The organism is Streptomyces sp. NPDC048566 (genome assembly GCF_043199735.1).
Classification (GTDB): domain Bacteria; phylum Actinomycetota; class Actinomycetes; order Streptomycetales; family Streptomycetaceae; genus Streptomyces.
This window is the reverse complement of record NZ_JBICWL010000001.1, coordinates 849977-857384: the sequence shown is the minus strand read 5'-3', so window position 1 is coordinate 857384 and position 7408 is coordinate 849977. Positions and strand designations below refer to the sequence as shown.

At 75.3% G+C, this 7408-nt stretch carries 5 protein-coding genes; 1 reads left to right on the top strand and 4 read right to left on the bottom strand.

From position 1 onward, the window contains the following. Positions 1-165: 165 nt before the first annotated feature. The 4 genes from hutI to hutU all read right to left on the bottom strand — a co-directional run bounded on the left by hutI (position 166) and on the right by hutU (position 5708). Positions 166-1341, bottom strand: a complete 1176-nt coding sequence (gene hutI / locus ACGFS9_RS03830) for an imidazolonepropionase (protein WP_393250444.1) — start codon at positions 1339-1341, stop codon at positions 166-168. A 118-nt stretch (positions 1342-1459) separates the two neighbouring features. Beyond that, the gene (locus ACGFS9_RS03825; protein WP_393250442.1) at positions 1460-2818 is read right to left on the bottom strand and encodes a formimidoylglutamate deiminase; all 1359 of its coding nucleotides are present in this window, start codon (positions 2816-2818) and stop codon (positions 1460-1462) included. Then, a complete protein-coding gene (locus ACGFS9_RS03820; protein ID WP_393250440.1) occupies positions 2815-4038 on the bottom strand; it encodes an allantoate amidohydrolase in 1224 nt (407 codons plus the stop codon). Before ACGFS9_RS03820 ends, ACGFS9_RS03825 begins: the two co-directional genes overlap by 4 nt. Further along, entirely contained in the window at positions 4035-5708 is a 1674-nt protein-coding gene (gene hutU / locus ACGFS9_RS03815) for a urocanate hydratase (RefSeq protein ID WP_393250438.1), read from the bottom strand. Before hutU ends, ACGFS9_RS03820 begins: the two co-directional genes overlap by 4 nt. Before the next feature lie 175 nt (positions 5709-5883). Between hutU and ACGFS9_RS03810 the strand changes: the two genes are divergently transcribed. Continuing rightward, a complete protein-coding gene (locus ACGFS9_RS03810) occupies positions 5884-7380 on the top strand; it encodes a diaminopimelate decarboxylase (protein WP_393250436.1) in 1497 nt (498 codons plus the stop codon). Positions 7381-7408 lie beyond the last annotated feature (28 nt).

Below are 7408 nucleotides of genomic sequence, written 5' to 3'. Positions count from 1 at the left end.
GGGGCCGGGGGGGGGCCCCCCCCGCGGGGGGGGGGGGGGGGGGGCGGGGCGGGGGGGGGGGCGGGGGGGGGGGGGGGGGGGGGGCCGCGCCCCCCGGGGGGGGCCGCCCCCCGCGCCCCCCCACCGCTCCGTTCGTTTCCGCCCCGTCCGTCCCGTGCGGCGTCCTCAGACCACGCGGACGCCGCGCCGCCACACACCGCTCACCAGCGGAACTCCCGGCCGGTAGGCGAGGTGGACGTGGCTGGGGGCGTCCAGCAGCGTCAGGTCGGCGTACGCGCCGGGGGTGAGCCGGCCCACGTCGTCGCGGCGCAGCGCGCGGGCGCCGCCCGCCGTCGCCGACCACACGGCCTCGTCCGGTGTCATCCCCATGTCGCGCACCGCGAGGGCGATGCAGAAGGGCACGGAGGACGTGAACGACGAGCCGGGGTTGCAGTCGGTGGACAGGGCGACGGTGGCGCCCGCGTCGATCAGCCGGCGGGCGTCCGGCCACGCGGCGCGGGTGGAGAACTCGGCGCCCGGCAGCAGCGTCGCCACGGTGTTGCCGCTCGCCAGCGCGTCGACGTCGGCGTCCGTCAGATGCGTGCAGTGGTCGGCGCTGGCCGCGTCCAGCTCGACGGCGAGCCGGACGCCGGGGCCGTAGGTCAGCTGGTTGGCGTGGACGCGCGGGTGCAGGCCCCTGGCCTTGCCGGCCGTGAGGATCGCCCGTGCCTGGTCGCCGTCGAAGGCGCCCTTCTCGCAGAAGACGTCCACCCAACGGGCGTACGGGGCACAGGCGTCGAGCATCTCCCCGGTCACCAGGGCGACATAGGCGGCCGGGTCGTCGGCCAGGTCCGGGGAGACGATGTGCGCGCCGAGGTAGGTGACCTCGTCGGTGTGCGCGGCGGCGATGCGCAGGGCTCGGGCCTCGTCGTGGACGGTCAGGCCGTAGCCCGACTTGGTCTCCATGGTCGTGGTGCCCTGGCGGAGCGCCTCGTCGAGGTGGCGCGTGAGGTTGCGCTCCAGGTCCGTGTCGGAGGCGGCGCGGGTGGCGGCGACGGTGGTGCGGATGCCGCCGGCGCTGTACGCCCGGCCCGACATGCGGGCGTTGAACTCCTCGGTGCGGTCGCCGGCGAAGACCAGGTGCGCGTGGGAGTCGACGAATCCGGGCAGCACCGCGCGGCCGGCGGCGTCGAAGCGGTCGTCGGCCGCGGGGGCCCGGCCCGCCTCGCCGGTCCACACGACGCGGTCGCCCTCGACGACCACGGCCGCGTCCCGGATCAGGCCGAGCGGGGATCCGTCGCCCAGGGAGGGGTCGTTGGTGACCAGACTGGCGATGTTGGTGATGACGGTCGTGCTGCTCATGGCGTCCTCAGGGGTGGCGGGACTGCGGGTGGGGGGTGCGGGTGGGGGGTGCGGGCGCGGGGTCCGGCAGGGGGGCGGCCCGTCGCCGCGGGTGACGGGCCCCGGTGTCCGCCCGGTGTCAGGCTCTCAGGGCCGCGACGGCGTCCGCGAGCGCGGTGGGCACGTCCGGTACGCGGGTGTGCGCGCCGTCGCGCACCACGTGCCGGCCCGCGACGACCGTGTGCCGCACGTCGGCCGCCGTGGCCGCGAAGACGGCCGTCTCCGCTCCCAGCCGCGGCAGCGGTCCTGCGGTCCTGACCGTGTCGAGGGCGATGGTGGTGAAGTCGGCGAGCGCGCCGGCCTCGATGGCGCCCGCCTCGTCCCAGCCGAGGGCCGCGTGGCCGTCGGCGGACGCGGCGCGCAGCAGGGCGGCGGCCGTCCAGTGTCCGCGGGTGCGGGTGCGCAGGCGTTCGTTCAGCTCCATCGCGCGGGCCTCTTCGAGCAGGTCGATCACGGCGTGGCTGTCGGAGCCGAGCGACAGGGGTGATCCGGCGCGCTGGAGGGCGACGGCGGGGCCGATGCCGTCGGCGAGGTCGCGTTCGGTGGTCGGGCACATGCAGGTGCCGGTCCCGGAGCCGCCGATCAGGGCGATGTCCTCGTCCGTGAGGTGGGTGTTGTGCACGCCCGTGGTGCGCGGGCCGAGGACTCCGTGGTCGGCGAGCAGCCGGGCGGGCGTGGTGCCGTGGGCGGCCCGGCAGGCGTCGTTCTCCGCGGTCTGCTCGGACAGGTGGACGTGCAGCGGGGCACGGCGCTCCTCGGCCCAGCGCGCGATCGTGGCGAGCCGGTCGGCGGGCACGGCCCGCACGGAGTGGATCGCCGCGCCGATGCGCGCGTGGCCCCGGTCCTTCAGGAGCGAGGCGCGCTCCGCCCACGCGTCGGCGGTGCCGTCGGAGAACCGCAGCTGGTGTTCGGTGGGCGGCTGCCCGAACCCCGAGGAGAGGTAGGCGGTGTCGAGCAGGGTGATGCGGATGCCGGCGTCCGCGGCGGCGGCGAGGAGTGCCTCGCCCATGGCGTTGGGGTCGGCGTAGGGCGTGCCGAGGGGCGCGTGGTGCAGGTAGTGGAACTCGCCGACGGCGGTGATCCCGGCGAGCGCCATCTCGGCGTACACCGCGCGGGCCAGGGCGTGGTAGGTCTCCGGGGTCAGCCGGTCGGCGACGGAGTACATCGTCTCGCGCCAGGTCCAGAAGGTGCCGGAGCCGACCTGGACGGTGCCGCGCAGGGCGCGGTGGAAGGCGTGCGAGTGGGCGTTGGCGAGGCCCGGGACGGTGAGCCCGCGCAAGGGCTCGGCGCCGGGCGGCGGGGCGGCGACGCCGTTGCGGACCTCGGTGATCCGGCCCTCCGCCCCGGCCGCCGGGCCGGGGCCGGACACGGTCACCGCGACGCCCGGCTCGACACGGGTGCCGAGCCAGGCGTGTTCCAGCCAGTACGTCTGCGTCACAGGCAGGCCAGCCCTTCGAGTACGTCGGCGAGAGCGGTCACCCCGGCCACGCAGTCGTCCTCGGCGGCGAACTCGGCCGGGGAGTGCGAGACGCCGGTGGGGTTGCGCACGAACAGCATGGCGGTCGGGACGGTGCCGGAGAGGATTCCCGCGTCGTGTCCGGCGCCGGTCCCCAGGACGGGCACCGCGAGGGCGTCGTCGCGCTCCTTGCCGAGGATGCGGGCGAGTTCGTCGCGCAGCGCGTGCTCGAACTCCACGACGGGGGTGAACGACTCGCGCACGACGTCGAGTTCGACGCCCTGCTCCGCGGCGTGGGCGCGGGCGGCCTCCTCGATGCCGGTGACCACGGTGTCGAGGGTGGCCTGGTCGGCGGCGCGGGAGTCGAGCCAGCCGCGCACCAGGGAGGGGATGGCGTTCACGCCGTTGGGCTCGACGGCGATCTTGCCGAAGGTGGCGACGGCTCCGGCGAGCCGGGCCTCCCGGCGCGCGCTGAGCACGGTCTGCGCGTACGGCAGCATCGGGTCGCGGCGGTCCACCAGGCGGGTGGTGCCGGCGTGGTTGGCCTCGCCGCGGAAGTCGAAGCGCCAACGGCCGTGCGGCCAGATGGCGCTGGCGATGCCGATGCGGTCGCCGCCGAGGTCCAGGGCGCGGCCCTGCTCGACGTGCAGTTCCACGAAGGCGCCGATCCGGCCGAGCCGCTCGGGGTCGGGGCCGATGGCGGCGGGGTCGTACCCGGCGCGCTCCATGGCCCGGGGCAGGGTGATCCCGTCGGCGTCGGTGAGGCGGTGGGCCTGGTCGACGGTGAGCTGTCCGGCGGCCAGCCGGGAGCCGACGCAGGCGAGCCCGAAGCGGGCGCCCTCCTCGTCGCCGAAGTTGACGATGGCGAGCGGCTTGGTGAACCGGGCGCCCCGGGAGCGCAGTTCGTCCAGCGCGGCGAAGGCGGAGACGACGCCGAGGGGGCCGTCGAAGGCGCCGCCGTCGGGGACGGAGTCCAGGTGCGAGCCGGTGACCACCGCGTCGCCGGCCGTGGGGTCGCCGAGCCAGGCCCACTGGTTGCCGTTGCGGTCGGCCTCGCAGGTCAGCCCGCGCGACTCGGCCTGCTGCCGGAACCAGGCGCGGCAGTCGGCGTCGGCACCGGTCCAGGCGAAGCGGCGGTAGCCGCCGGAGGCGGAGCTGCGGCCGATCGGCAGCAGCTCCGCCCACATGCTGTGGAAGCTCACGCGGCGCCGCCCTCGTCGCCCTCGCGCATCGGGACGCGCACACCGCGTTCGGCGGCGACGGACTCGGCGATGTCGTAGCCGGCGTCGACGTGGCGGATGACGCCCATGCCGGGGTCGTTGGTCAGGACGCGGCGGATCTTCTCGCCGGCCAGCCTGGTGCCGTCGGCGACGGAGACCTGGCCCGCGTGGATGGAGCGGCCCATGCCGACGCCGCCGCCGTGGTGCAGGGAGACCCAGGAGGCGCCGGAGGCGACGTTCACCATGGCGTTCAGCAGCGGCCAGTCGGCGATCGCGTCGGAGCCGTCGAGCATGGCCTCGGTCTCCCGGTACGGGGAGGCGACGGAGCCGCAGTCGAGGTGGTCGCGGCCGATGGCGAGGGGGGCGGCGAGTTCGCCGGAGGCCACCATGTCGTTGAAGCGCTCGCCGGCCTTGTCGCGCTCGCCGTAGCCGAGCCAGCAGATGCGGGCGGGCAGTCCCTGGAAGTGGACGCGCTCGCCGGCCAGCTTGATCCAGCGGTGCAGCGACTCGTTCTCGGGGAAGAGGTCGAGGATCGCCTTGTCCGTCTTGTGGATGTCGGAGGCCTCGCCGGACAGGGCGGCCCAGCGGAAGGGGCCCTTGCCCTCGGAGAACAGCGGGCGGATGTAGGCGGGGACGAAGCCGGGGAAGGCGAACGCGCGGTCGTAGCCGGCCAGTTGGGCTTCGCCGCGGATGGAGTTGCCGTAGTCGAAGACCTCGGCGCCGGCGTCCATGAAGCCGACCATGGCCTCGACGTGCCGGGCCATGGACTCGCGGGCGCGGGTGGTGAAGCCCGCCGGGTCCTTGGCGGCGGCGTCGGCCATGTCGTCGAAGTCGACGCCGGCGGGGAGGTAGGCGAGCGGGTCGTGGGCCGAGGTCTGGTCGGTCACGATGTCGACGGGGGCGCCCTCGGCGAGCATGCGGGGAAGCAGCTCGGCCGCGTTGCCGAGCAGGCCGATGGACAGCGGCCTGCGCTGGTCGCGGGCCTCGACGGCCAGCCGGAGGGCGTGCTCCAGGGAGTCGGCCCGTACGTCGAGGTAGCGGTGCTCGATGCGGCGCTCGATGGCGCGGGGGTCGACGTCGATGCAGATCGCGACGCCGTCGTTCATCGTCACGGCGAGCGGCTGGGCGCCTCCCATGCCGCCGAGACCGGCGGTGAGGGTGATGGTCCCGGCGAGGGTGCCGCCGAACTTCTTCGCGGCGACGGCGGCGAAGGTCTCGTAGGTGCCCTGGAGGATGCCCTGGGTGCCGATGTAGATCCAGGAGCCCGCGGTCATCTGGCCGTACATGGTGAGGCCGAGGGCCTCCAGGCGCCGGAACTCCTCCCAGTTCGCCCAGTCGCCGACCAGGTTGGAGTTGGCGATGAGGACGCGCGGCGCCCACTCGTGGGTCTGCATGACGCCGACGGGGCGGCCGGACTGGACGAGCATCGTCTCGTCCTGCTTGAGGGTCCGCAGCGTGCGGACCATGGCGTCGAAGGAGCGCCAGTCGCGGGCGGCCTTGCCGGTGCCGCCGTAGACGACGAGCTTGTCGGGGTGTTCGGCGACCTCGGGGTCGAGGTTGTTCTGCAGCATCCGCAGGGCGGCCTCCTGCTGCCATCCCAGGGCGCTCAGTTCCGTACCGCGCGGCGCTCGGACGGGGCGGGGTCCTGACATGGTCTGCCTCCCAGCGGATTGTTGCAGTGGATATTCACATCCTCACCCCTTGAATAGAGCTAGTCAATAGCTCCACCGGTGGCCGCCGGCCGTCCCCGATGTTTGGCCGGGACGCAGGGGTGCAGAGATGGACGGGGCGGGAGATCCGCCGTTCGACGGGGTGAGTGGGGCTGCGATGGCTTCGGCAGGAACGTCCGGAACGCCTTCTTCCGGCGGTGCGACGGGGAACGAGAACGGGACACCGGAGCGGTCCGGCGCCCGCCGCGGCGGCGGCGCGCCGGACGCCGATCGGGCCGCCCGGCGGGACGACGCCGTGCGGGCCGCCGTCGAGCAGGGCCTGATCACCCCGGAGCAGCCCGTCGTCGCCCTGCTCGACGCGGCGGGCATCCGGGAATCCGCCGCCGCGCTGCGCGCCGCCTTCGACGCCGTGACCGTGCCCGGCACCCCCGTGCTGCACGCCTTCGCGGTGAAGGCCGCTCCCCTCGTGCCCGTCCTGCGGCTGCTGGCCGAGGAGGGCGTCGGCGCCGAGGTGGCGAGCCCCGGCGAACTCGCCCTCGCCCGCGCGGCCGGACTGCCCCCGGACCGGACCGTCCTCGACTCCCCCGCCAAGACCGCCGCCGAACTGCGCGAGGCCCTGGCCCTCGGCATCGCGGTGAACGCGGACAACCCGCAGGAGCTGGACCGCATCGACGCCCTGGTGCGCTCGGCGCCCACCGGCTCCCCCATCGGACTGCGGGTCAACCCCCAGGTGGGCGGCGGTTCCATCGGGGCCCTGTCCACCGCCACGGCGACCTCGAAGTTCGGGGTGGCGCTCCGGGACGACGGCGCCCGGGAGTGGATCGTGCGCACGTACGCCGACCGGCCCTGGCTGACCCGGCTGCACGCGCACTCCGGATCGCAGGGCGTGCCGCTGTCCCTGATGGCCCGGGGCGTGGCCGAGACGTACGCGCTGGCGGAGGAGATCAACCGGCACGCCGGGCGGCGCCAGGTCGACACGATCGACATCGGCGGCGGGCTGCCGGTCAACTTCGACTCCGACGCGACCGCCCCGACGTACGCGCAGTACGCGCGGCTGCTCGCCGAGGCGGTGCCGGGGCTGTTCGACGGGCGGTACGGGCTGGTCACCGAGTTCGGCCGGTCGCTGCTGGCCAAGCACGGGACCGTACTGGCCCGGGTCGAGTACGCGAAGCGGGCGGGAGGCCGCGCGATCGCGGTCACCCACGCCGGTGTGCAGGTGGCGGCCCGCACGGTGTACGCGCCCGGCGCCTGGCCGCTGCGGATCGCCGCGTACGACGCGAAGGGCCGCCCGAAGACGGGCCCGGACGTGGTCCAGGACATCGCCGGACCGGCCTGTTTCGCGGGCGACCTGCTCGCCGAGGGGCGGGCGCTGCCGCTGCTCGCACAGGGCGATCTCGCGGCGGCACTGGACACCGGCGCGTACTACTTCGCGCACCACTACGCGTACAACTCCCTGACCCGGCCCGGCGTCTACGGCTACGCGCCGGCCGGCGGACGGGCCGCCGGCGACGGCGCGGACCGCGGACGGCACGGCGGCGGGAGCGGCATCGAAGGCGGCGGCGTGCGGTTCGCCGTCGTGCGGGACCCGCAGACCACGGCGGAGATCGTCGCGGAGTCGGGCGGCGGGCACGGCGCCTCGCTCACGGAGCTGTAGCGCCTCGCCGCGAGGCCCGCGCCCGCAC

What these genes read in the sequence shown, in the direction of transcription:
- hutI (WP_393250444.1), bottom strand. Translation starts at nt 1,341, where the DNA reads ATGAGCAGCACGACCGTCATCACCAACATCGCCAGTCTGGTCACCAAC.
- hutU (WP_393250438.1), bottom strand. Translation starts at nt 5,708, where the DNA reads ATGTCAGGACCCCGCCCCGTCCGAGCGCCGCGCGGTACGGAACTGAGC.
- ACGFS9_RS03810 (WP_393250436.1), top strand. Translation starts at nt 5,884, where the DNA reads ATGGCTTCGGCAGGAACGTCCGGAACGCCTTCTTCCGGCGGTGCGACG.